General features: G+C 73.4%; 16 protein-coding genes and 5 tRNA genes. 10 read left to right on the top strand and 11 right to left on the bottom strand.

Annotated elements, in window-relative coordinates; all coding sequences use genetic code 11:
* Positions 1–172: 172 nt before the first annotated feature.
* The 7 genes from kdsA to ADL22_RS21055 all read right to left on the bottom strand — a co-directional run bounded on the left by kdsA (position 173) and on the right by ADL22_RS21055 (position 7,219).
* The gene (gene kdsA / locus ADL22_RS21085; protein WP_079064303.1) at positions 173–1,105 is read right to left on the bottom strand and encodes a 3-deoxy-8-phosphooctulonate synthase; all 933 of its coding nucleotides are present in this window, start codon (positions 1,103–1,105) and stop codon (positions 173–175) included.
* Positions 1,102–1,839, bottom strand: a complete 738-nt coding sequence (kdsB, locus tag ADL22_RS21080; RefSeq protein ID WP_066981860.1) for a 3-deoxy-manno-octulosonate cytidylyltransferase — start codon at positions 1,837–1,839, stop codon at positions 1,102–1,104. Before kdsB ends, kdsA begins: the two co-directional genes overlap by 4 nt.
* Positions 1,836–2,417 carry an SIS domain-containing protein gene (locus tag ADL22_RS35445; protein ID WP_159048698.1) on the bottom strand — a complete coding sequence of 194 codons (582 nt, stop codon included), beginning with the start codon at positions 2,415–2,417 and terminating at the stop codon, positions 1,836–1,838. Before ADL22_RS35445 ends, kdsB begins: the two co-directional genes overlap by 4 nt.
* A 322-nt stretch (positions 2,418–2,739) precedes the next feature.
* Positions 2,740–2,812: transfer RNA gene (locus tag ADL22_RS21070), tRNA-Lys, on the bottom strand.
* 314 nt (positions 2,813–3,126) lie between these two features.
* On the bottom strand, positions 3,127–5,502 hold the full coding sequence (locus tag ADL22_RS21065; protein WP_066981855.1) for a DEAD/DEAH box helicase: 2,376 nt from the start codon (positions 5,500–5,502) through the stop codon (positions 3,127–3,129).
* Between the two features lie 283 nt (positions 5,503–5,785).
* Positions 5,786–6,430, bottom strand: coding sequence for a hypothetical protein (locus tag ADL22_RS21060; protein WP_066981852.1), 645 nt, complete (start codon positions 6,428–6,430; stop codon positions 5,786–5,788).
* 429 nt (positions 6,431–6,859) lie between these two features.
* Positions 6,860–7,219 carry a hypothetical protein gene (locus ADL22_RS21055; protein ID WP_066981849.1) on the bottom strand — a complete coding sequence of 120 codons (360 nt, stop codon included), beginning with the start codon at positions 7,217–7,219 and terminating at the stop codon, positions 6,860–6,862.
* Between the two features lie 291 nt (positions 7,220–7,510).
* Here ADL22_RS21055 and ADL22_RS21050 point away from each other — a divergent pair, with 291 nt between their 5' ends.
* The 5 genes from ADL22_RS21050 (at position 7,511) to ADL22_RS21030 (ending at position 9,951) form a co-directional block, all read left to right on the top strand.
* Complete coding sequence (locus ADL22_RS21050; RefSeq protein WP_066981875.1) at positions 7,511–7,861, top strand: metallopeptidase family protein; 351 nt, start codon at positions 7,511–7,513, stop codon at positions 7,859–7,861.
* Positions 7,862–7,925: 64 nt separating this feature from the next.
* Entirely contained in the window at positions 7,926–9,596 is a 1,671-nt protein-coding gene (locus ADL22_RS21045; RefSeq protein WP_066981846.1) for a metallophosphoesterase, read from the top strand.
* Positions 9,597–9,679: 83 nt separating this feature from the next.
* Positions 9,680–9,752: transfer RNA gene (locus ADL22_RS21040), tRNA-Glu, on the top strand.
* Between the two features lie 46 nt (positions 9,753–9,798).
* Positions 9,799–9,873: transfer RNA gene (locus ADL22_RS21035), tRNA-Asp, on the top strand.
* A 4-nt stretch (positions 9,874–9,877) separates the two neighbouring features.
* A tRNA-Phe gene (locus ADL22_RS21030) sits at positions 9,878–9,951 on the top strand.
* 81 nt (positions 9,952–10,032) lie between these two features.
* Here the strand turns inward: ADL22_RS21030 and ADL22_RS21025 are convergent.
* Complete coding sequence (locus ADL22_RS21025; protein ID WP_066981843.1) at positions 10,033–11,115, bottom strand: hypothetical protein; 1,083 nt, start codon at positions 11,113–11,115, stop codon at positions 10,033–10,035.
* Positions 11,116–11,235: 120 nt separating this feature from the next.
* Here ADL22_RS21025 and hrpA point away from each other — a divergent pair, with 120 nt between their 5' ends.
* The 3 genes from hrpA to ADL22_RS21010 all read left to right on the top strand — a co-directional run bounded on the left by hrpA (position 11,236) and on the right by ADL22_RS21010 (position 15,901).
* On the top strand, positions 11,236–15,321 hold the full coding sequence (hrpA, locus tag ADL22_RS21020; RefSeq protein ID WP_066981840.1) for an ATP-dependent RNA helicase HrpA: 4,086 nt from the start codon (positions 11,236–11,238) through the stop codon (positions 15,319–15,321).
* A gap of 105 nt (positions 15,322–15,426) precedes the next feature.
* Positions 15,427–15,501, top strand: a tRNA-Asp gene (locus ADL22_RS21015).
* A gap of 163 nt (positions 15,502–15,664) precedes the next feature.
* Entirely contained in the window at positions 15,665–15,901 is a 237-nt protein-coding gene (locus ADL22_RS21010; protein ID WP_066981837.1) for a DUF6274 family protein, read from the top strand.
* A 525-nt stretch (positions 15,902–16,426) separates the two neighbouring features.
* Here ADL22_RS21010 and bldC read toward each other — a convergent pair.
* Positions 16,427–16,633 carry a developmental transcriptional regulator BldC gene (gene bldC, locus ADL22_RS21005; protein ID WP_003980577.1) on the bottom strand — a complete coding sequence of 69 codons (207 nt, stop codon included), beginning with the start codon at positions 16,631–16,633 and terminating at the stop codon, positions 16,427–16,429.
* 500 nt (positions 16,634–17,133) lie between these two features.
* Complete coding sequence (locus tag ADL22_RS21000) at positions 17,134–17,970, bottom strand: hypothetical protein (protein ID WP_066981834.1); 837 nt, start codon at positions 17,968–17,970, stop codon at positions 17,134–17,136.
* 192 nt (positions 17,971–18,162) lie between these two features.
* Between ADL22_RS21000 and ADL22_RS20995 the strand changes: the two genes are divergently transcribed.
* A complete protein-coding gene (locus tag ADL22_RS20995; RefSeq protein WP_079064299.1) occupies positions 18,163–19,281 on the top strand; it encodes a Leu/Phe/Val dehydrogenase in 1,119 nt (372 codons plus the stop codon).
* 323 nt (positions 19,282–19,604) lie between these two features.
* Positions 19,605–19,847, top strand: a complete 243-nt coding sequence (locus ADL22_RS20990; RefSeq protein ID WP_066981828.1) for a DUF3073 domain-containing protein — start codon at positions 19,605–19,607, stop codon at positions 19,845–19,847.
* A gap of 167 nt (positions 19,848–20,014) precedes the next feature.
* Here the strand turns inward: ADL22_RS20990 and purM are convergent, their stop codons facing one another.
* A complete protein-coding gene (gene purM / locus ADL22_RS20985) occupies positions 20,015–21,085 on the bottom strand; it encodes a phosphoribosylformylglycinamidine cyclo-ligase (protein ID WP_066981825.1) in 1,071 nt (356 codons plus the stop codon).
* Positions 21,086–21,094 lie beyond the last annotated feature (9 nt).

Here is a 21,094-nt window from a genome sequence, read left to right as displayed (position 1 = left end):
GTCGCTGTTCGACCTCACGCCCGTCGCACCGGATGACCGCCGGGCCTGCCGCGAAGCCGCCCAACGCGAAGCCGCCTGCCGCGAAGCCGACAGCCTTGGCTCAGAGCCGGCAGCCTCGGCGTAGAGCCCCCAGCGCTGACGCGACCCCACCCCGCCCCCTCACTCACCCCCTCTACCCCACCCCCTTGACCAGCTCATCCACCTCCTTGATCTGGCGCAGGAGATCAGGCAGGTCAGCGATCGCCGTGGCGGACGGCCCGTCGCAGGGCGCCCGTCCCGGGTCCGGGTGGGCCTCGATGAACAGCCCGGCCAGCCCGAGGGCGGTGCCGGCCCGGGCCAAGGGGGCGGCGTACCGGCCGCGGCCGCCCGCCGCGTCGCCGAGCGCGCCCGGGAGTTGCAGGGCGTGGGTGACGTCCAGCGTCACCGGCGGGCCGAACTCGCGCATACGGGCCAGACCCACCATGTCCACGACCAGATGGTGGTAGCCGAAGGCCGTACCCCGTTCGCACAGCACCACGCCCGTCGCGCCCGCCCGGGCGCACTTCTCGGCCGCCGTCCGCAGGTCCTCGGGCGCCATCATCTGCATCTTCTTCAGGTGCAGCGGGCGCCCGGTGGCCGCGGCGGCGTGGATCAGATCCGTCTGGCGCACCAGGAAGGCGGGGATCTGGAGCAGATCGGCGACCTCGGCGGCCGGCGCGCACTGCCCGGCCGTGTGGACGTCGGTGACGAGGGGGACGTCCAGTTCCTGTTTGACGCGGGCGAGCATGGCCAGGCCGTCGTCCGGGCCGGGGCCGCGGTAGCTCCGCGCCGAGGAGCGGTTCGCCTTGTCGAACGACGCCTTGAAGACGTAGGGGAGGCCGAGGCGTTCGGTGGTCGTACGGAACACCTCGCCGACGCGCAGCGCGGTGTCGAGGTCTTCCAGCACGTTCACCCCGCCGATGACCACCGCCGGGCGGTCGTTGCCCAGCGCGATCCCGCCCGCCCCGGCCCCGCCTGCCCCGACCCGGCACAGCCGCAGCCCGTCCAGGCCGCCGCTCCCCGCCGCGTCCCCCGCACCCCGCGACGCATCCGGCCCGCGCCCCACCGCCTCCGCCCCGCCCGTCATCCCCGGCCCTCCAAACCGGCTTCCGCCGCCGCCAGATCCGCCGGCGTATTGATGCTGACCGGCGCCCGCCGCGCCCGGACGACCGTGACCGGCAGGCCCAGTTCGAGGAAGCGGAGCTGTTCCAGTCCCTCGGCGCGTTCCAGGATGCCGGGCGGCGCGGCGGCGATACGGGCCAGTGCGGGCGGGGCGAAGCCGTAAATGCCTAGGTGTTCGGCGGCGCGGCGGCTGCCGGCCAGCTCCTCGAACGGGGTGCCGGGCCGCTGGTGCGGGACGGCGGCGCGGGAGAAGTACAGGGCGCGGTCGTGCCGGTCGGTCAGGACGGTGACGCGGTGCGGGTCGGCCGCGGCCGCCGCGTCCAGGGGGCCCGCCGCGGTCGCCACGGGGTGCCCGGCCCGCACCGCGGCGATCACCTCGTCGATGACGTCCGGGTCCATGAACGGCTCGTCGCCCTGCAGATTGACGACGCAGTCCTCGTCCCAGCCCGCCGCCACCGCGGCGACGCGGTCGGTCCCGGTGGCGTATGCGCCCCGGGACAGCACCACCTCGGCGCCGAAGGACTGGCACACCTCGGCGATCCGTTCGCTGTCGGTGGCCACCACGACCCGCGTGGCGCGCCGGGCGCGGGTGGCCGCCTCGTAGGTCCACCGGACGACCGGCCGTCCTCCGAGGAGCGCGGTGGCCTTGCCGGGAAAACGGGTCGAGCCGGCCCGGGCCGGGATCACGATCGCGGTCACACCGCCTCCCGTGTGGCCGGGTGCAGGGCGGCGGCCAGCTCCGGGGAGTGGCCCTTGAGTTCGGCCACGCCGAGCACCAGCGCCTGCCCGAGCGCGAGCAGCGCGAGGGTCGCCGTGACGGGCGGACCCACCTCCTCGGGGCCGGCGTCGCACTCCGCGGCCAGCACCACATCGCACGCGTCCGCCAGCGGCGACCGGGAGCTGCCGACGAGGCCGGTGACGCGGGCCCGCCGCCGCCTCAGATGCGGCAGTACGCGTAGCACCTCAGCCGTCGCGCCGGACCAGGACACCGCGATCACCTCATCACCCGGCGCGACCCTCCCCAGATCGCCGTGCAGCGCCTCCGTGGGGTGCAGGAAGTACGCCGGCGTCCCGGTGGCCGCGAACAGCTCCGCGATCCCGCGCGCCACCGTCCCGGACTTGCCGACCCCGGTCACCAGGAGCCGGCCCGCCGACGCCGCCAGCACGCCGGCCACCGCCTCCACCTCCGCCGCCCGCTCCTCGGCCAACCGCGCCACCACCGCCGCCGCGGCCCGCAACCGCCCGCGCGCCGCCAACCCGCCCTCCCGCTGCCCCACAGCTCCCCCACCTCTCCGGCCGGCCACCCTCCACGGCCGACACACCACGGCCCGCCTTGGCCCGGGCCCCGGTCCCGGCCGCCGATCCCGACACAACAGGGAACATCCCTCCCCGCAACGGCCGTTCACCATGCGAAGCGAGCACCCTCCACCCCGGCCGCTCCGGCCCGCCCGCCCCCTCCGCCCGCACGACCGGCGACGCCGGACCGCCCGCTCCCGCATCGCGCACCCATCCGCCCGGAAAAGCGAAGCGCCCCGCCCGGTACGTCCCGGTCGAGGCGCTGTGTCGCAGGCCAGGCGCGCTGTCCCGCGCCGCGTGCGGTGGGCCATCAGGGGCTCGAACCCTGAACCAATGGATTAAAAGTCCACTGCTCTGCCAATTGAGCTAATGGCCCGCACCGAGCAGCATAGCCCGAGGACGTGCCGCAGCCCGAAGGCATTGGGGATCTGGGTCCCCAACGGCGTGCCGCGGGCCCGCTCGGGCCGCCGCGGCGCCACCGGCCGGGGCGAGCCGGGCCGGGCCCGCGGCGGGCTCCCCGCCCCACGCCACCGCCCCGCGCATCCGCCCGTACCCGCCCCACGCGACCGCCCCGCGCACCGGCCCCTCCGTGCCCCAACGCCCAGGGCCCGTACAGCACTTGTGTGCCGTACGGGCCCTGGGCGTAGAGGTGGTGCGCGCCGGGGGCGGGATCAGCCGCCGGCGGGCGGATCAGCCGTTGCGCTTCCAGCGGGGCTTGTCCTCGCGGCGGCCGAAGCCGCCGGTCGCGCTGCCCGAGCCGCGGTGGTCGTCGCGGCGGCCGTACGGGCGGTCGCCGCCGGAGCGGTAGCCGGAGGTCGGGCGGCCGCCGGAGCGGTCGTCGCGGTTGAACGGACGGTCCCCGCCGCCGGAGCGGTAGCCCGAGGACGGGCGGCCGCCGGAACGGTCGTCGCGGTTGAACGGACGGGCCGGGCGGTCACCGCGGTCGCGGTGGAAGGAGCCGCGGTCGTCCCGGCGGTCGAACGAGCGGCCGCCGGAGCGGTCGTCGCGGTTGAACGGACGGTCCCCGCCGCGGTCCCGGCCACCAAAGCCGCCCCGCTCGTCACGACGGTCGTCACGGCGGTCGTCGCGGCGGTCGAAGGAACGGCCGCCGGAACGGTCATCGCGGTTGAACGGACGGTCGCCACCGCGGTCACGGCCGAAGCCCCCGCGGTCGTCACGGCGGTCGAACGAGCGGCCACCGGAACGGTCATCGCGGTTGAACGGACGGTCCCCGCCACGGTCACGGCCGAAGCCGCCCCGCTCGTCACGACGGTCGTCACGGCGGTCGTCACGGCGGTCGAAGGAACGGCCACCGGGACGGTCACCACCACGGTCGCCACCGCGGTCACGGCCAGACCCCCCGCGGTCACGGTCGCGGTCACGGCCGAAGCCACCGCGCTCGTCACGGCGGTCGTCGCGCCGCTCGTTGCCGCGGCGCTCGGACGGGCCGGCCTGGGCCGGGACGACGGCCTCGGCCGCCGCCTCCTCGGCCGCGGCCGCGGCCTCCTGGGCGGTCGCCGCGAGGGCCTCCGCCGGGTCCTCGCCGCGCTCGCGGGCGGCCCGGGCGGTCAGCCGGTCGGCCTCCTCGCGGAGCTCGGTGGCGCGGCGCTGGAGCCGCTCCAGCTCGCGGGAGAGCAGGCTGACCTCGCGCTCGGCCTGCTTGGCGGTGTTGTTGGCCGACTCGGCCTGGACCTCGGTGAGCGAACGCGCGCCGGTGATCCGGGCCAGGTCCTCGTCGAACGCGCCGGCGCCGCCGACGATGTGGCGCGAGGCGTCCACGCCCGCGTCCTCCATCAGGCGGAAGATCTGGCGGCGCTGGTGCGGCAGGGACAGCGAGACGACGGTGCCGGACTGGCCGGCGCGGGCGGTACGGCCCGAGCGGTGCAGGTAGTCCTTGTGGTCACCGGCCGGGTCGACGTTCAGCACCAGGTCGATGCCGTCGACGTGGATGCCGCGGGCGGCGACGTCGGTGGCGACCAGCGCGTTGAGGTAGCCGTCCTTGAAGTCGGCGAGCACCCGGGAGCGCGCGCCCTGGGTCATACCGCCGTGCAGCGCGTCCGCCTTCACGCCCGCCTCGATCAGCTGCTCGGCGACCCGCTCGGCGCCCAGCTGGGTGCGGACGAAGATGATGGTGCGGCCCTTGCGGGCGGCGATCGCGGCGGTGACCGGCGCCTTGTCCTTCGGCTTCACGACGAGGACGTGGTGGGTCATGGTCGTGACGTTGCCCTGGGCGCTGTCGACCTCGTGGCTCACGGGGTCGGTGAGGTAGCGCTTGACCAGGGTGCCGATCTCGTTCTCCATCGTGGCCGAGAACAGCATCCGCTGGCCGCCGCCGGGCACCTGGTCCAGCAGCTCGGTGACCTCGGGCAGGAAGCCCAGGTCGGACATCTGGTCGGCCTCGTCGAGGACGGCGACCTGGACGTCCTCCAGGGAGCAGGCACCGCGGTTGATGATGTCCCGCAGCCGGCCCGGGGTGGCGACGAGGACGTCGACGCCGCGCTCCAGGGCGTAGATCTGGTTGCCCATGGACGTACCGCCGCAGACGACCTTCATCTTCAGGCCGAGGACGTCGCCGTACGGCTGGAGGGCGTCCGCGACCTGCATCGCGAGCTCGCGGGTCGGGGTGAGGATGACCGCGCGCGGCTTCTTCTTGTCGGTGCGGCCGCCGGCCAGGCGGGCCAGGGTCGGCAGACCGAACGAGAGGGTCTTGCCGGAGCCGGTGCGGCCGCGGCCGAGGATGTCCTTGCCGGCCAGCGCGTCCGGGATGGTCGCCGCCTGGATCGGGAACGGCACGGTGACGCCGTTCTGGGCCAGCTTGCGGACGACGCCCTCGGGCAGACCGAGGTCCGCGAAGGTCACGGCGTCGGCGTCCTCGTCGGCCTCGGCCTCGGCGGAGTCGTCCCGCTCGTCGGCGTCGGCGGCCTCAGCGGTCTCGACGGCCTCAGCGGTCACGGCCGCCTCGGGGGCCTCGGTGACCTCAGCGGCCTCGGGGGCCTGCTGCTCGGCGGGGGACTCGGACTGCTCGTCGTGCGCGGGCAGCATGGACTGTTCAGTGGAAACGGACATACGAAATGCGAAACCTTCCGGAGTCTCGGCACGCGCCCACAACTCCGTGTGATTTCACAAAGACCGCCTCGATGCGGTCAGCCACGGCAAGGGAGAGAACGCGCCACACGGCGCGCTGTTGACAGGCGCCGGGCAAATGGGATCAAACGATCTACCACCATACGCACCCAGCCCCCCGCAAGGCAAATGCCCTGCCGCCCGATGCCCTGTGTCCGTGCTCACGTCACCGTACGGGACCGGGCGGACGCACCCGTACGCGGCCCGGTCCCGGGGCGCCGGCGGCTCAGGCGTCCCACTCCGTCTGAGGCGATACCGGCGAGGAGAGCGCGGAGGAACCGGCCCCGGGGGCCACGACGTGCCCGGACGACGAGGAGGGCCCGGCCATCGACGCCTTCGGGGCGAGCGGCGACGGGCCGGACGCGTGGACGCCGCCGCCCGCGTCCGAGGGGGTGCCGGCCGGCGCGCTCGGCTCGGCGGTGGGCGTACCGGGGCCCGGGCCGCCGGTCGGGGTCGGCGGGCGGCCGGGCCGGGACGGCGAGGGCTGCGCGGGGCCCGGGGTGCCCGCCTGGCCGCCGCTGCCGCCGTGGCCGGGCGTCGTACCGGGCGCGGGGCCGGACGGCTTGGCCGGTCCGGGCGTGCCCGGCGCCGCCGGGGCGGACGGCTCCGGGGCCTGCGAGGCGCCGGCGTCGCCCTCGCGGCCGGCCTCGGTGCCGCGGCCGCCCGGGCGCGCGGGGCCGCCGTGGCCGAGCCGGTGCGGCCCGTCGCCCCGGCCGTCGGCGGTCAGCCCGCCGGGCCGGTGCGGCTTCCCCTTCTCGTCGCCCTGCCGGGCGGTGCTGCCGGACGGCTTCGGGTGGTCCGGCTCGCTGACGCTCATGCAGCCGGCCAGCGAGGCCGCCAGCGCGGACACCGCCACCGCCGCGGCCGTCACCCGCCCCACCGCCCGCGCCCCCACTCCGGGCGCGCCCCCGGAGGGCACGGGGCCGGACGGCTCAACGGCCCCCGGCTCCCCGGCAGCGGACGGCTCAACGGTCCCCGGCTCCCCGGCGGCGGACCGGGGTTCGGCGACGGACAACGGACGGGGACGAGGACGAGGGGGCATCGGGCACACGGGCGGGACCTCCGGATCCGGAGCGCAGGGACGGCGGCGTCGGACGCCCTGCCCAACTCCCGCCCCCCGCCGGAGGACACGCGCCCCCGGCCCGAGGCCCGGCGGCCGCCCCCGAGCGCCCCGCGGCCCGGACACCACCACGCGGCAATGGCGCGGCGCACCCAACTCCTCGGGAAAAGACCCGGATTGGGTCCTGGCAGGGCCCGCGCTCACCGCGGCGGGCCCCACCCGCTCACCGTTTCCCTTCTCTCAGCCGTGCGTGCACAAGGCGTACGCCTTGACCTCGTTGTATTGGCCGAACGAATTGATCCGCCAGCCCGTTCCGTCCGTCTTGGGGGCGTCGGTGGTGATCGCTCCGTTGGGGTTCCGGCCGCCGTTCGTCTTGTTGATCCGGTCGAACTGGTAACCGCCGCCGGCGACCCGCGTGCCCTCCGGGCAGGTGGCGACCGACTCCTTGTTCTGGCCGACGACCGGGCCGGTCACGACGATGGGGTCTTCCGGTGCCGCGCTGGCGCTCGCACTGCTGATGCTCAGCGGTACGACGACGGCCACGGCCGTGACGAGGGACGACGCGGCGGCGGCCTGCCAGGCGGACAGCTTCTTGCGCACGATAGGGCTCCTGATTCGGTGGATCATCCGATGGGCGAACGATCTCGTGATCGTGGCAAGCGGAATTCGGCGGGCGCCCGCCGATGCCCCGGGTCCCGTTGATCCATTCCACCCGTGGGGTGGATTCCCCGCGCGGGAAATCGAAAGGCTTTCGAGCGATTTCGGGAATGCGTGCCGCATTCAGGGGCCGCGTTCAGCGAGCCGATCCGAGCGCCCGGGAAACCGCTGCCCGCCCCGGCGGGCGGCGCCGGACTGGGCGACAGGAGCCAGGCGGTGCCGGACAATGGCCCCGTGCTGGAGATGACGCGCGAGGAGTTCGAGGGCCTGGTCAGCGACGCGCTGGACCGGATCCCGCCGGAGCTGACCCGGCTCATGGACAACGTGGCGGTGTTCGTGGAGGACGAACCGGACCCGTCGGATCCGGAACTCCTGGGGCTGTACGAGGGCACCCCGCTCACCGAGCGCGGCGAGTGGTACGCGGCCGTCCTGCCGGACCGCGTGACGATCTACATGGGCCCCACGCTGCGGTACTGCGAGTCGCCGGAGGACGTGGTGCACGAGGTCACCGTGACCGTGATCCACGAGGTGGCCCACCACTTCGGCATCGAGGACGCCCGGCTCCACGAGCTGGGCTGGGGCTGATCCCCTCCCAAGCGGACCCCCGCCCTCCCGCATAACGGCCCGCACAGCCGGGCATACGGGACCAATGGCCCGCCCAGCGCGCTCCCGGACTTCGCCTCCCGAACCGCCGGACCGCCCCGGCGCCCGCCTGCCGCGCCCCCGCCGCCACGGCCTCCGGAACGGCCTCCGCGGCGGTCGGCGGAACGGCCCGGCCGGCCGGCGGTGGCCCGCCGCGATACCCCGGCCGCCCGGCGGCCTCCGCCCCACGGACCCAGCGCTGCCCCTCGCCCCGCCCCCGCGCCCGTACGCCCGCGCCCTGGGGCTGGCGGCGGTCAGCCTGCTCGGGGCCTGGCTGGGACTGCTGGTGCTGGGCGGGGTGCGCGCCCCGGTGGGCCCGATGGACACCAGCATGGCGCTGCGGCCCTCGTTGACCGGCGGCACCCGGATCACCGTCCCGCCGCTGGGCGACCTGGAGCTGGACAGCCACCGCGCCCCGGTCCGCGTCGACGTGGACGTGGACCGGCTGGACCCGGCCCGCTCCGCCGCGCTGGTGGACCACCCCGAGCGGTTCGCCGGGCTCCAGGGCCAGGTCACCCATGACGTGCTGCGCGGCGCCGCGGGCCTGGCGGTGACCTCGTGCGCGGCGGTGGCCGGCGGCGCCACCGCGCTGGGCCTGGCGGTCTACCGCCGCCCGCGCCCCGCGCTGGCCGCCGGCGGCCTCGCGCTCGCCCTGCTCGCCGCCTCCGGGGCCGCCGCGTACGCCACCTGGAACCCCAAGTCCGTCCTGGAGCCGCGGTTCTCCGGGCTGCTCACCTCGGCGCCGTCCGTGGTCGGCACCGCGCGCGGCATCGTCAGCGAATTCGGCGTCTACCAGCAGGAGTTGGCGCGCCTGGTCACCAACGTCAGCAAGCTCTACGACACCGTCTCGGCGCTGCCCGCCTACCGGCCCGACCCGACCACCCTGCGGGTCCTGCACGTCTCCGACATCCACCTCAACCCGGCCGCCTGGCACCTCATCGCCTCCTTGGTGCGGCAGTACCGGATCGACGTGGTCATCGACACCGGCGACACCATGGACCACGGCTCCACCGCCGAGAACCGCTTCCTGGACCCGGTGTCCACCCTGGGCGCGCCGTACGTCTGGGTGCGCGGCAACCACGACTCGGGCGCCACCCAGCGCGCCCTGTCCGGCCGCCCGCACGTCACCGTCCTCGACGGCGGGCGCGTCACCCGGGTGGCCGGGCTGCGCATCGCGGGCGTCGGGGACCCGCAGTTCACACCGGACCGCTCGGTGGCGCCGGCCGGCGACGCGGCCGAACGGGCCGCCGGCGGCCGGCTCGCCGAGGCGCTGCGCACCGAGCGGCTGGCCGGCACCCCGGTGGACATCGCCCTGGCCCACGAGCCGGCGGCCGCCGAGCAGGCCGACGGGCTGGTCCCGCTGGCGCTGGCGGGCCACCTCCACCACCGGGAGACCCGGACGCTGCCCGGGGGGACGCGGCTGATGATCGAGGGCTCCACCGGGGGCGGCGGGCTGCGCGCCGTCCAGGGGAAGGAGCCCGCGCCGGTCCAGGCCTCGGTGCTCTACCTGGACCGCGCCACCCGGCACCTCCAGGCGTGGGACGAGATCACCCTCGGCGGGCTGGGGCTCGCCCGGGCCGAGGTCAGCCGCCATCTGCCGCGGGAGAACGCGCCCGGCGGGCCCGCCGCCACCCGGTCCCCGGCGCCCCCGGGGACACCGTCCGACCGGGCCGGGTAAACCGTTTTGGCGAACGGTCCTCCCATCCCATATGCTTCTCACGTCCCCGACGGAGCCGGTAACGGCGCCAAGGCGGGCCATCAGCCCTCATCGTCTAGTGGCCCAGGACGCCGCCCTTTCAAGGCGGTAGCACGGGTTCGAATCCCGTTGGGGGCACGCACCACCGTGTGCGAGACTGGTTCACGCCACTCGCGCAATGCAAGGTCCTGTGGAGCAGTTTGGAGTGCTCGCCACCCTGTCAAGGTGGAGGCCGCGGGTTCAAATCCCGTCAGGACCGCTGCGGCTGGGTAGCTCAGTTGGTACGAGCGTCCGCCTGAAAAGCGGAAGGTCGCCGGTTCGACCCCGGCCCCAGCCACACCCATTGGGAGAAGATCCCGGTTCGGAAACGGACCGGGGTCTTTTTCTTTTCCGGGCGCGGATCCGGCGCCGGGTCCGCTCAGGAGCCGGCGGCCGGTGCCGGTGCCGGCTCGCGGCCCCCGGGGTGGCGGTGGCGCCAGACCCAGAAGACCGTGCAGGAGACCAGCGCCCACCCGGCCAGCACCAGGAACGGGAAGGCGTGCTGGTGGCCGCGGAAGTAGACGGCGGTGTGCTGGGCGTTGACCGAGGCGCCCGGCGGCAGCCAGCGGCCGATCAGGCCGAGGACGGACGGCAGCAGCGGCCAGGAGACCGCGCCGCCGGACGAGGGGTTGCCCAGGAGCACCATCAGGCCCCAGGTGGGGAGCATGGCCCAGCGGCCGATCAGGGTGTTGAACATCGTGAAGACCATGCCGGACGTGAACATGGTCAGCGCCAGGATCATCCAGGACTCCGCGAACGGCAGCCGGAGCGCGCCCAGCCACCAGTCGGCCACCGCGGCGATGGCGAAGCCGCCGAGCAGGGCGTAGGCGACGGTGAAGGCGATCCGCTCGGCCGGGTTCAGACCGCGGGCGTGCACGCTGAGCTGGATGGCGCCGACGAAGCCGATGATCACGGCCGCCAGCGAGATGTAGAACAGTGCCAGGCCGCGGGGGTCGCCGTGCTGGAGCGGTTTGATGTCCCGGACGGTGACCGGCACGCCGGTGGCCGGGCCGACCTTGGCGGCGGCCTCGGACAGCACCTGGGCCACCGTCGCGCCGGAGGCGCCGGAGACGTCCAGTTCGACGCCGCGGCCGCGGGCCCGCAGCACCGCGTACTCCCGCTGCTCGTCCACGGCCGCGCGGGCCTTGTCGTAGGTGGCGTAGCCGGTCAGCCGGAGGGAGGCGTTCAGGGCGCGTTCCATTCCGGCGACGAAGGTCTCCTGCTGCGGGGCGGCGGGAGTGGTGACGACGGCGGTGGGGATGTGCCGGGGGGTGGGGTTGGCCATGGCGTAGGTGTACGAGCCGGCGAAGAGGCCGGCCGCGGCGGCGAGGATGACCAGCAGGACCGTGGCCGGGAGGAACGGCGAGGACCGGAAGGCCGCCCAGCGCTCCGCCGCGGTCCGGGGCCGGCCGTGGGCGCCGTGCGGGGCGTGGGCGCCGTGCTCGCCTTCATGATCACGCATGCCATCCACGCTAAAGCACCCATGCCGGACATACCGCCCGGGGTCGCCGCCCCTGGAGAGCCGGGCCCGCCCGCAAATGGTTCGCCAGTCTTTTCCGCGAGGTGAGATCCTGGGGGACGTATGTCCAGTCAGCCTGCCTCCGCCCCCACCGACGGCGCCGCCCCCACGCTGTCCTCCCTGCTGAAGCGCGTCCCCGAGCTGATGCTGCGCGATCAGCAGCGGCTGGGGCGCCGGCTCGACGGCGCGCGCCGGATCCGCAAGCCCGAGGCGCGGGCGGCGGTGCTCGCCGAGATCGCCGCCGAGATCGACGGCGCCGAGCTGCGGGTGGCGAGCCGGCGCGCCGCGCTGCCGGAGGTGCGCTATCCGGCGGAGCTGCCGGTCAGCCAGAAGAAGGACGAGATCCTCGCCGCCATCCGCGACCACCAGGTCGTGATCGTCGCGGGCGAGACCGGCTCCGGCAAGACCACCCAGATCCCCAAGATCTGCCTGGAGCTGGGGCGCGGCGTCAAGGGCCTGATCGGGCACACCCAGCCGCGCCGGATCGCGGCCCGCACGGTCGCCGAGCGGGTGGCCGAGGAGCTGAAGTCGCCGCTGGGCGAGGTGGTCGGCTGGAAGGTCCGCTTCACCGACCAGGTCGGCGAGAACACCCTCGTCAAGCTGATGACCGACGGCATCCTGCTCGCCGAGATCCAGACCGACCGCGAGCTGCGCCAGTACGACACGATCATCATCGACGAGGCCCACGAGCGCAGCCTCAACATCGACTTCATCCTGGGCTATCTGGCGCAGCTGCTGCCCCGGCGCCCGGATCTGAAGGTCGTCATCACCTCCGCGACGATCGACCCCGAGCGGTTCGCGCGCCACTTCGGGAGCGTCGCCACCGTCGACGGCCGGCCGGAGACCGGGGCGGACGGGGACGGCGAGCGGACGGGCGCGCCGATCGTCGAGGTCTCCGGGCGCACGTATCCGGTCGAGGTGCGCTACCGCCCGCTGCTGGAGGAGGGCGGCCAGGACCCCGACCGCGACCAGATCACCGCGATCTGCGACGCGGTGGACGAGCTGCGGGCCGAGGGCCCCGGCGACATCCTGGTCTTCCTCTCCGGCGAGCGGGAGATCCGCGACACCGCCGACGCGCTGGCCAAGAAGAACCTCCCGGGCACCGAGATCCTGCCGCTGTACGCGCGGCTGTCGCACGCCGAGCAGCACCGGGTCTTCCAGCGCCACTCCGGCCGCCGGATCGTGCTGGCGACGAACGTCGCCGAGACCTCGCTGACCGTCCCGGGCATCAAGTACGTCATCGACCCGGGCATGGCCCGGATCTCCCGCTACAGCTTCCGTACGAAGGTGCAGCGGCTGCCGATCGAGCCGGTCTCGCAGGCCAGCGCCAATCAGCGCAAGGGCCGCTGCGGCCGGACCAGCGACGGTATCTGCATCCGGCTGTATTCGGAGGAGGACTTCCTCTCCCGCCCGGAGTTCACCGACGCGGAGATCCTGCGGACGAACCTCGCCTCCGTCATCCTGCAGATGACCGCGGCCGGGCTCGGCGACATCGAGAAGTTCCCGTTCATCGACGCGCCGGACCGCCGCAACATCAAGGACGGCATCGACCTGCTGCGCGAGCTGGGGGCGCTGGACACCGCGCAGAAGGACGTCCGCAAGCGGCTGACCCCGCTGGGCCGGAAGCTCGCCCAGCTGCCGGTGGACCCCCGGCTGGCCCGGATGGTGCTGGAGGCGGACCGCACCGGCTGCGTCCGCGAGGTGATGGTGATCGCCGCGGCGCTGTCCATCCAGGACCCGCGCGAGCGGCCGGCGGACAAGCAGCAGCAGGCCGATCAGCAGCACGCCCGCTTCAAGGACGAGACCTCCGACTTCCTGGCGTACCTCAACCTCTGGCGGTACGTCCGCGAGCAGCAGAAGGCGCTGTCCTCGTCCGCGTTCCGCCGGATGTGCCGCGCGGAGTTCCTGAACTACCTGCGGATACGCGAGTGGCAGGACATCTACTCGCAGCTGCGGACGGTCGCCAAGGGGATGGGCATCCATCTGAACGACACCGACGCGGCGCCCGAGCACCTCCACACCGCCCTGCTTTCCGGTTTGCTTTCGCACATCGGCCTGAAGGACACCGAGGCGAAGAACGAGTACCTGGGGGCCCGCGGCGCCAAATTCGCCGTCTTCCCCGGCTCCGCGCTCTTCAAGAAGCCGCCGCGCTGGGTGATGTCCGCCGAGCTGGTCGAGACGTCCCGGCTGTGGGCCCGGGTCAACGCCCGGATCGAACCGGAGTGGATCGAACCGCTCGCCGGGCATCTGGTGAAGCGGAACTACAGCGAGCCGCACTGGGAGCAGAAGATGGCCGCGGTGATGGCGTACGAGCGGGTCACGCTCTACGGCGTCCCGATCGTCGCCCAGCGCAAGGTCAACTACGGCCGGATCGACCCCGAGACCTCCCGCGAGCTGTTCATCCGGCACGCGCTGGTCGAGGGCGACTGGCGCACCCACCACCAGTTCTTCCATGACAACCGCAAACTCCTCGGCGAGGTCGAGGAGTTGGAGCACCGCGCCCGGCGCCGCGACATCCTCGTCGACGACGAGACGCTCTTCGACTTCTACGACCGGCGGATCCCCGCCGACGTGGTCTCCGGGGCGCACTTCGACGCCTGGTGGAAGCGGAAGCGCCAGGAGGAGCCGGAGCTGCTCACCTTCGAGCACTCCATGCTGATCAACGAGTCCGCCGAGGCCGTCACCAAGGACGCCTATCCGGACACCTGGCGGCAGGGGAAGCTGAAGTTCAAGGTCACCTACCAGTTCGAGCCGGGCGCGGACGCGGACGGCGTGACCGTCCACATCCCGCTCCAGGTGCTCAACCAGGTCTCCTCCGAGGGCTTCGACTGGCAGATCCCGGGCCTGCGCGAGCAGTTGGTGACCGAGCTGATCCGCTCGCTGCCCAAGCCGATCCGCCGCAACTACGTCCCGGCGCCGAACTTCGCCGCCCGCTTCCTGGACACCACCGTGCCGCTCCAGGGCCCGCTGACGGCCGCGCTGGCCGCGGGCCTGCAGCGGATGGTGGGGGTGCCGGTGGACGCCGCGGACTTCGACCTGGGCAAGGTCCCGGATCACCTGAAGATCACCTTCCGGGTGTACGACGCCGCCTCCAAGGGCGGCTCCGCCGCGGGCCGCCGCAAGCTCGCCGAGGCCAAGGACCTGGAGGCGCTGCGGCTCCAGCTCAAGCCCAAGACCCAGGCGGCCATCTCCCGGGCCTTCACAGAGGCCGCCGAGCGGCCCGCCAAGGGCGGCAAGGGCGCCGGCAGCCAGGGCGAGGCCGCGCCGGCCGGCCCGGAGCAGCGCACGGGCCTGACGTCCTGGACGATCGGCACGCTCCCGCGCACGTTCGAGACCCGCCGCGCGGGCCACCCGGTCAAGGCGTATCCGGCGCTGGCCGACGAGGGCAGCAGCGTCGCGGTGCGGCTGTTCGACACCGAGGACGAGCAGCGGACGGCCATGTGGGCCGGCACCCGCCGCCTCATCCTGCTCAACATCCCCTCCAACCCCGCCAAGTTCGCCCAGGACAAGCTGAGCAACCAGCAGAAGCTCGCGCTGTCCCGCAATCCGCACGGCTCCATCGGCGCGCTCTTCGACGACTGCGTGACCGCCGCCGCGGACCGGCTGATCGCGGCCCGGGGCGGCCCGGCGTGGGACGAGGAGGGCTTCCGCAAGCTCTTCGACGCGGTGCGGGCCGATCTGGTCGACGCCACGCTGCAGACCGTCCGGCAGACGCAGGAGGTGCTGGCCGCCTGGCAGGCGTGCGAGCGCCGTCTGAAGGCCACCACCTTCCCCTCGCTGCTGGCGTCGCTGGCGGACGTCAAGGAGCAGCTGGCCGCGCTGGTCAAGCCCGGTTTCGTCACCGAGCACGGCGCCAAGCGGCTGCCGGACCTGCTGCGCTATCTGGTCGCGGTGGACCGCCGGCTGACGCAGCTGCCCACCAACGCCGAGCGGGACCGCAGCCGGATGGCGAAGGTCAAGGAGATGCAGGACGAGTACGCCTGGCTGCTGGAGCAGTTCCCCCCGGGGCGGCCGGTGCCGGACGCGGCCCGGGAGATCCGCTGGATGATCGAGGAACTCCGGGTCAGCTACTTCGCGCACGCCCTGGGGACGGCGTATCCGGTCTCCGACAAGCGGATCATGAAGGCGGTGGACGCGGCGGCGCCGTAGGCCGGGGCGGCCCTCTGGGCGGTATCCGGGTCCGAGTTCGACCGCACCCCCTGACCTGCTGTACAGTCTTGCTTCGCAGCCCGCCGCAAGCGGAAAGCGAAGCAAGGTCCTGTGGAGCAGTTTGGAGTGCTCGCCACCCTGTCAAGGTGGAGGCCGCGGGTTCAAATCCCGTCAGGACCGCATCTCCCAACGGCCCGTACCGGTTTTCCGGTGCGGGCCGTCGGCGTTCCCGCCCGCTGCCGTTGCCCTTGCCGCGGGCGGCCGGGGACGGCGGCGGTCTTGACGGCGCCCCCGGCCGCCGGTACCCACGTAGGAAGGCGTGGGGGCCGGGAGGTGGCGGGCGATGGCGGCTGCGGTACGGCACGAGACCGGGGCGCTGCTGCGCGCCCACCTGTCGGCGGCGCTGCGCTACGGCTACCGCCACCGGACCCGGCACTGCCCGGTCTGCCATCAGCTGCTCCGGCTCGCCATGGAGCCGCACGGCGCCCGTTCCGGGCCCGCCGCGCCCCCGGACGCCCCGAGCGCCTCCCCGGCCGTCTGCGCGCCGCCGGCCGAGGACGGAAGTCCCGCCGCCCGGTGACCAAGGGCGCCTGTGCCGCCGTTGCGCGCGGTGGCAGGCTGGTACGGAGAAAGCGGCGGAATAGCGCTATACCCCAGCATCTCCAGGGGTTCAATAACCCTGCTGTGTGACGGGAGTCACCGAACAAGTTTCGCGGGATGGGGAACTTACCGCCCGCCTACAACAGGTCCATTTAATATGTGCAATTGCACCACCCCTCCAATGCGGCGAAACGAGACCGCCAGGTCCGGTTCGGCGAGGCCCTTCAAGGGCCCTGGAAAGCCGCTGGCGCGCCTCGCGGAGCCGACCGGCGCCGGGGCGGCCCGAGCGCCGCGAGCGGCCCGGGAACGGCCGCACACAAAAGAGATCGCGCCGGACCCGGCGGAGTCCAGCGCGATCGATGACGTACCCGGATGGAGCGGGTGTGGGGCCTGTTGGGGCAGGCGCCGCGTCGTGAAGAGCTCTGTGGAGCGGATGGAGCAGGTGGAGCGGTATGCGGGCGTTTCCGGGTTGGGGGGCCCGAAAACAGCCTGGTTATGCGGTTATTCAGGACTCGCTGCGCTGCTGCGGGATACCCGCGAGCAGTGCGCGGACCTCAGCCTCGCGGTAACGCCGGTGCCCTCCGAGCGTGCGGATGGACGTGAGCTTGCCTGCCTTGGCCCAGCGGGTCACCGTCTTCGGGTCCACGCGGAACATCGTGGCGACCTCGGCGGGGGTAAGCAGCGGCTCGGCGTCAGGGGTGCGAGCGGTCATGAGCGGCCTCCTCGGGAGAACCGAACCATCACGGTTCTTTCCTCTAAATTCTGCACCTTGACCCGCGTTGCCCGAAATGGCGGACGCGGGCCGAGTCGGTTATAGGACGAACGGCTTGTCCTCGGCACTACAACTACACCATCTGTCCAGCCACGTCGGCCAAACCGATGGAATTGCCCTCTCAGGTGTTCAACCTCGGCGGATGCCGATGGACCGTGCCATAGCGGACAGTCACACCCCCGTGACGATCAGTCACACCACGACCACCCGCCACGAGACCCCTCAAGGAGCGCAATACCGATCTATCCGCCCTTAGTTGGACGGAAGGAGCCAAAGTCAGACTCCTTGTCCTATTTTGGCACGAGGGTGCAGCTTGAGAGCAAGACCCGAAGTCAGTGCTTTAGGTCACGCTTGCGGCAATGGCCCGGATCGGGACCTACGTCCCGAACGCCCCGTCAGGTGACCACCGCGCCGCCAACTCCGCGCCGGTCTTCCGGTGTTCAGCTGGAGAACTGGCGTTCGCGGACCAGGCGCCACCGCCGCGACAGCTTCTCGTACGCGGCACCGGCCCGCTCGCCGTCCCCCTCGCGCAGCGCCGCCAGCCCCTCCGCCACCTCCGCGGCGGAGCGGTCCCCGGCGAGCCGCCCCTCGGGCACCGCGTGCACCAGCCCTCCGTAATCCAGCTCCACGAGCGAACGCGGGTGGAATTCCTCGAGCCAGCGCCCCACATCTACCAGGCCGTCGATCAGCGGGCCCTCCTCCAGGGCGTCCCGCAGCGTCCGCAGCCCGCGCGCGACCCGGCGGCGGGCCTGCGCCATCGGCGTCCGGTAACGCAGCACAGGCGCGCCGTCACCCTTGGTGTACTCCCGCTCGGCGTCGTCGAAGAGGACGAACCACCGGACCGGCACGTGCCAGGTGGCCGCGCGGATCCAGGGGCGGGCGTCCGGGTGGCGCTCGCGCCACCGCTCGTAGTCGGTGGCCGCCTGCCGGCGCACCACCGGGGGCAGCGCGGCGTCCAGGACGGCGGCCGGCAGCAGCTCCTCCAGGGCGGCCAGCGCCTGCCAGCCGCGCAGCCGGGTCCGCCAGGGGCAGACGCAGACCGCGCCGTCCACCTCCGCGACGAACGCGTCGCCGCTCTCGTGGACCGGGACCGGCACCGGCGGGGTCGGCAGCAGATCGGCCAGCGCCCGGCGCTGCTCGTCGAGGGCCGTGGGGGTCTCGTCCCGCTCGGCGTAGCGTGCCCAGTAGGAGCGCTCCGGCTCCGGGAACGCCGCCAGCGGCTCGTAGACCCGCAGATACGCCACATACGGGACCCGCACCGACGACGCCACGGCCACGCCCGCTCCTCCAAAGGAAAGTCCACCGCCCGGAGTTGCCTACCCCCGCCCGGCCCCTGTACGGCAGATCGTGCCATGTCCGTCCCCCGGGAGGGGGTGATCCTCCCGAGCGGGCCGATCAACCCGGCCGGGAGGACTTACGCTCATCCCGACCGGCCCTCCCCACCTCCAGGAGGGCGTCCTTCCGCGACTATGGGAGTCACCACAGTGACCGACGTACGTCCTGCCCCTGCGGACGCCGCCGGCGGCGTCCTGCAGACCCTGTTCCGCACGGAGCAGGGCGGCCACGAGCAAGTCGTCCTCTGCCAGGACCGGGCCAGCGGCCTCAAGGCCGTGATCGCCATCCACAGCACCGCCCTGGGCCCCGCCCTCGGCGGCACCCGCTTCCATCCGTACGCCTCCGAGGACGAGGCCGTGCTGGACGCCCTCAACCTCGCGCGCGGCATGTCGTACAAGAACGCGCTGGCCGGGCTGGACCACGGCGGCGGCAAGGCCGTGATCATCGGCGACCCGGAGCTGGTCAAGACCGAGGAGCTGCTGCTCGCCTACGGGCGCTGCGTGGCCTCGCTCGGCGGCCGCTACGTCACCGCCTGCGACGTCGGCACCTACGTCGCGGACATGGACGTGATCGCCCGGACCAACCGCTGGACCACCGGCCGCTCCCCGGAGAACGGCGGCGCCGGCGACTCCTCCGTCCTGACCGCCTACGGCGTCTTCCAGGGCATGCGGGCCTCCGCCCAGCACCTGTGGGGCGACCCCACGCTGCGCGGCCGCCGGGTCGGCGTCGCGGGCGTCGGCAAGGTGGGGCACCACCTCGTCGAGCACCTGTTGGAGGACGGCGCCGAGGTCGTGATCACGGACGTGCGCGCGGAGTCGGTGCAGCGGATCCTGGCCCGCCACCCGCGGGTGACCGCCGCGGCCGACACCGGCGCGCTGATCCGCACCGAGGGCCTGGACATCTACGCGCCGTGCGCGCTGGGCGGGGCGCTGAACGACGAGACGGTGCCGGCGCTGACCGCGAAGGTGGTGTGCGGCGCGGCCAACAACCAGCTCGCCCACCCGGGTGTGGAGAAGGACCTCTCCGACCGCGGCATCCTCTACGCCCCGGACTACGTCGTGAACGCCGGCGGCGTCATCCAGGTGGCCGACGAGCTGCACGGCTTCGACTTCGACCGGTGCAAGAAGAAGGCCGCGAAGATCTTCGACACCACGCTGGCGATATTCGCTCGTGCGAAGGCGGACGGGATCCCGCCGGCCGCGGCGGCCGACCGGATCGCCGAGGCGCGCATGGCGGAGGCGCGGCGGGGCTGACCGGCCGGTGCCGGCCCCCCTCGCTCACGTGGCCGGAAACACACCCTTGTGCGGCCCGCCGCGGGCGGTCGGGGAGACATCCCTCACCACCCGTCGGCGGGTCGCCGTACAGGACAGGTTAAAATCGCAGTTGACCAGCGTGGACGGGGCACCGTGCCGGTCGTGCCGAGCGGTGGGTGATGCGGGCGACGTACCGTATGGCCGCGGAAGCAGGTACCGTTAAAGCCCTACGGGCCGGTCTCTCCGTCGAGAGCCCGCTCTGAATCATGAACGCGTGTCAAGACTCTGGGGCCACCGAGCCCCGTCATTGAGGGGGTCGACCCATGGGGCGCGGCCGGGCCAAGGCCAAGCAGACAAAGGTCGCCCGCCAGCTGAAGTACAGCAGCGGTGGGACGGATCTCTCACGACTGGCCGAAGAGCTTGCATCGCAGTCGAACCAGCAGCCTCCGAACCGAGAGCCGTTCGAGGACGACGAGGACGACGACCCGTACGCGCGGTACGCAGAACGGTACAACGCCGACGACGACGAGGAAGAGGGCCACTCCTCCCAGCGTCGTCGCGCCTGACGTCACTGCGGACGGCCGGTCCACCAGCGGCCGGGCGCCTGGCGATCTGCGCGGTCACGGGACTCATCACACCATCACGGACCCGGTCCAGGGAATCCCCCGGACCGGGTTCTTCGCTGCGCGCGGGACCGGGGCCGCCGGCCCGGCGGCCCCGCGCGCCTGCGACGTCAGCTCGCGTACTCACCGGTCAGGGCCACAGCCTCGGTGTGCGCGCCGCGCTCGGTGATCTCGCCGCCGACCCAGGCGTCCACCCCGCGGTCGGCGAGGGTGGCCAGGGCGACGTCCACCGACTCCTGGGGGACGACGGCGATCATGCCGACGCCCATGTTCAGGGTCTTCTCCAGCTCGCTCCGCTCGACCGCGCCGGCGGTGCCGACCAGGTCGAAGATCGCGCCGGGCGCCCAGGTGGCGCGGTCGACCACGGCGTGCAGATCGTCCGGGATCACCCGGGCGAGGTTGCTGGCCAGGCCGCCGCCGGTGATGTGCGAGAAGGCGTGCACCTCGCAGGTGCGGGTCAGGGCCAGGCAGTCCAGCGAGTAGATCTTGGTGGGCTCCAGCAGCTCCTCGCCGAGGGTGCGGCCGAGCTCGGGGACCTCCCGCTCCAGCGCCAGGCCGGCCCGGTCGAAGAGGACGTGGCGGACCAGGGAGTACCCGTTCGAGTGAAGTCCGGAGGACGCCATCGCGATCACCGCGTCGCCCGCGCGGATCCGCTCGGCGCCCAGCACCCGGTCGGCCTCGACCACGCCGGTGCCGGCGCCGGCCACGTCGAACTCGTCCGGGCCCAGCAGGCCCGGGTGCTCGGCGGTCTCGCCGCCGACCAGGGCGCAGCCGGCCAGGACGCAGCCCTCGGCGATGCCCTTGACGATCGCCGCGACCCGCTCCGGGTAGACCTTGCCGACGCAGATGTAGTCGGTCATGAACAGCGGCTCGGCGCCGCAGACGACCAGGTCGTCCACGACCATGGCGACGAGGTCGTGGCCGATGGTGTCGTAGACGCCCATCCGGCGGGCGATGTCGACCTTGGTGCCGACACCGTCGGTGGCCGAGGCCAGCAGCGGACGCTCGTAGCGCTTGAGCGCGGAGGCGTCGAAGAGGCCGGCGAAACCGCCGAGCCCGCCGACGACCTCCGGGCGGGTGGCCTTCGCCACCCACTCCTTCATGAGGTCCACGGCGCGGTCGCCGGCTTCGATGTCGACACCCGCGCTCGCGTAGCTGGCACCGGTTGATTCAGCGGACATGGCCGATAA

The sequence above is a fragment of the Streptomyces sp. NRRL F-4489 genome (assembly GCF_001509485.1).
Classification (GTDB): domain Bacteria; phylum Actinomycetota; class Actinomycetes; order Streptomycetales; family Streptomycetaceae; genus Streptomyces.
Note: the sequence above shows the minus strand (reverse complement) of the source record. Positions and strands in the feature narration are given on the sequence as shown.

What these genes read in the sequence shown, in the direction of transcription:
- kdsA (WP_079064303.1), bottom strand. Translation starts at nt 1,105, where the DNA reads ATGACGGGCGGGGCGGAGGCGGTGGGGCGCGGGCCGGATGCGTCGCGG.
- ADL22_RS21065 (WP_066981855.1), bottom strand. Translation starts at nt 5,502, where the DNA reads ATGTCCGTTTCCACTGAACAGTCCATGCTGCCCGCGCACGACGAGCAG.
- ADL22_RS21045 (WP_066981846.1), top strand. Translation starts at nt 7,926, where the DNA reads ATGGCCCGCCCAGCGCGCTCCCGGACTTCGCCTCCCGAACCGCCGGAC.
- ADL22_RS21025 (WP_066981843.1), bottom strand. Translation starts at nt 11,115, where the DNA reads ATGCGTGATCATGAAGGCGAGCACGGCGCCCACGCCCCGCACGGCGCC.
- hrpA (WP_066981840.1), top strand. Translation starts at nt 11,236, where the DNA reads ATGTCCAGTCAGCCTGCCTCCGCCCCCACCGACGGCGCCGCCCCCACG.
- ADL22_RS21010 (WP_066981837.1), top strand. Translation starts at nt 15,665, where the DNA reads ATGGCGGCTGCGGTACGGCACGAGACCGGGGCGCTGCTGCGCGCCCAC.
- bldC (WP_003980577.1), bottom strand. Translation starts at nt 16,633, where the DNA reads ATGACCGCTCGCACCCCTGACGCCGAGCCGCTGCTTACCCCCGCCGAG.
- ADL22_RS20995 (WP_079064299.1), top strand. Translation starts at nt 18,163, where the DNA reads ATGGGAGTCACCACAGTGACCGACGTACGTCCTGCCCCTGCGGACGCC.
- ADL22_RS20990 (WP_066981828.1), top strand. Translation starts at nt 19,605, where the DNA reads ATGGGGCGCGGCCGGGCCAAGGCCAAGCAGACAAAGGTCGCCCGCCAG.
- purM (WP_066981825.1), bottom strand. Translation starts at nt 21,085, where the DNA reads ATGTCCGCTGAATCAACCGGTGCCAGCTACGCGAGCGCGGGTGTCGAC.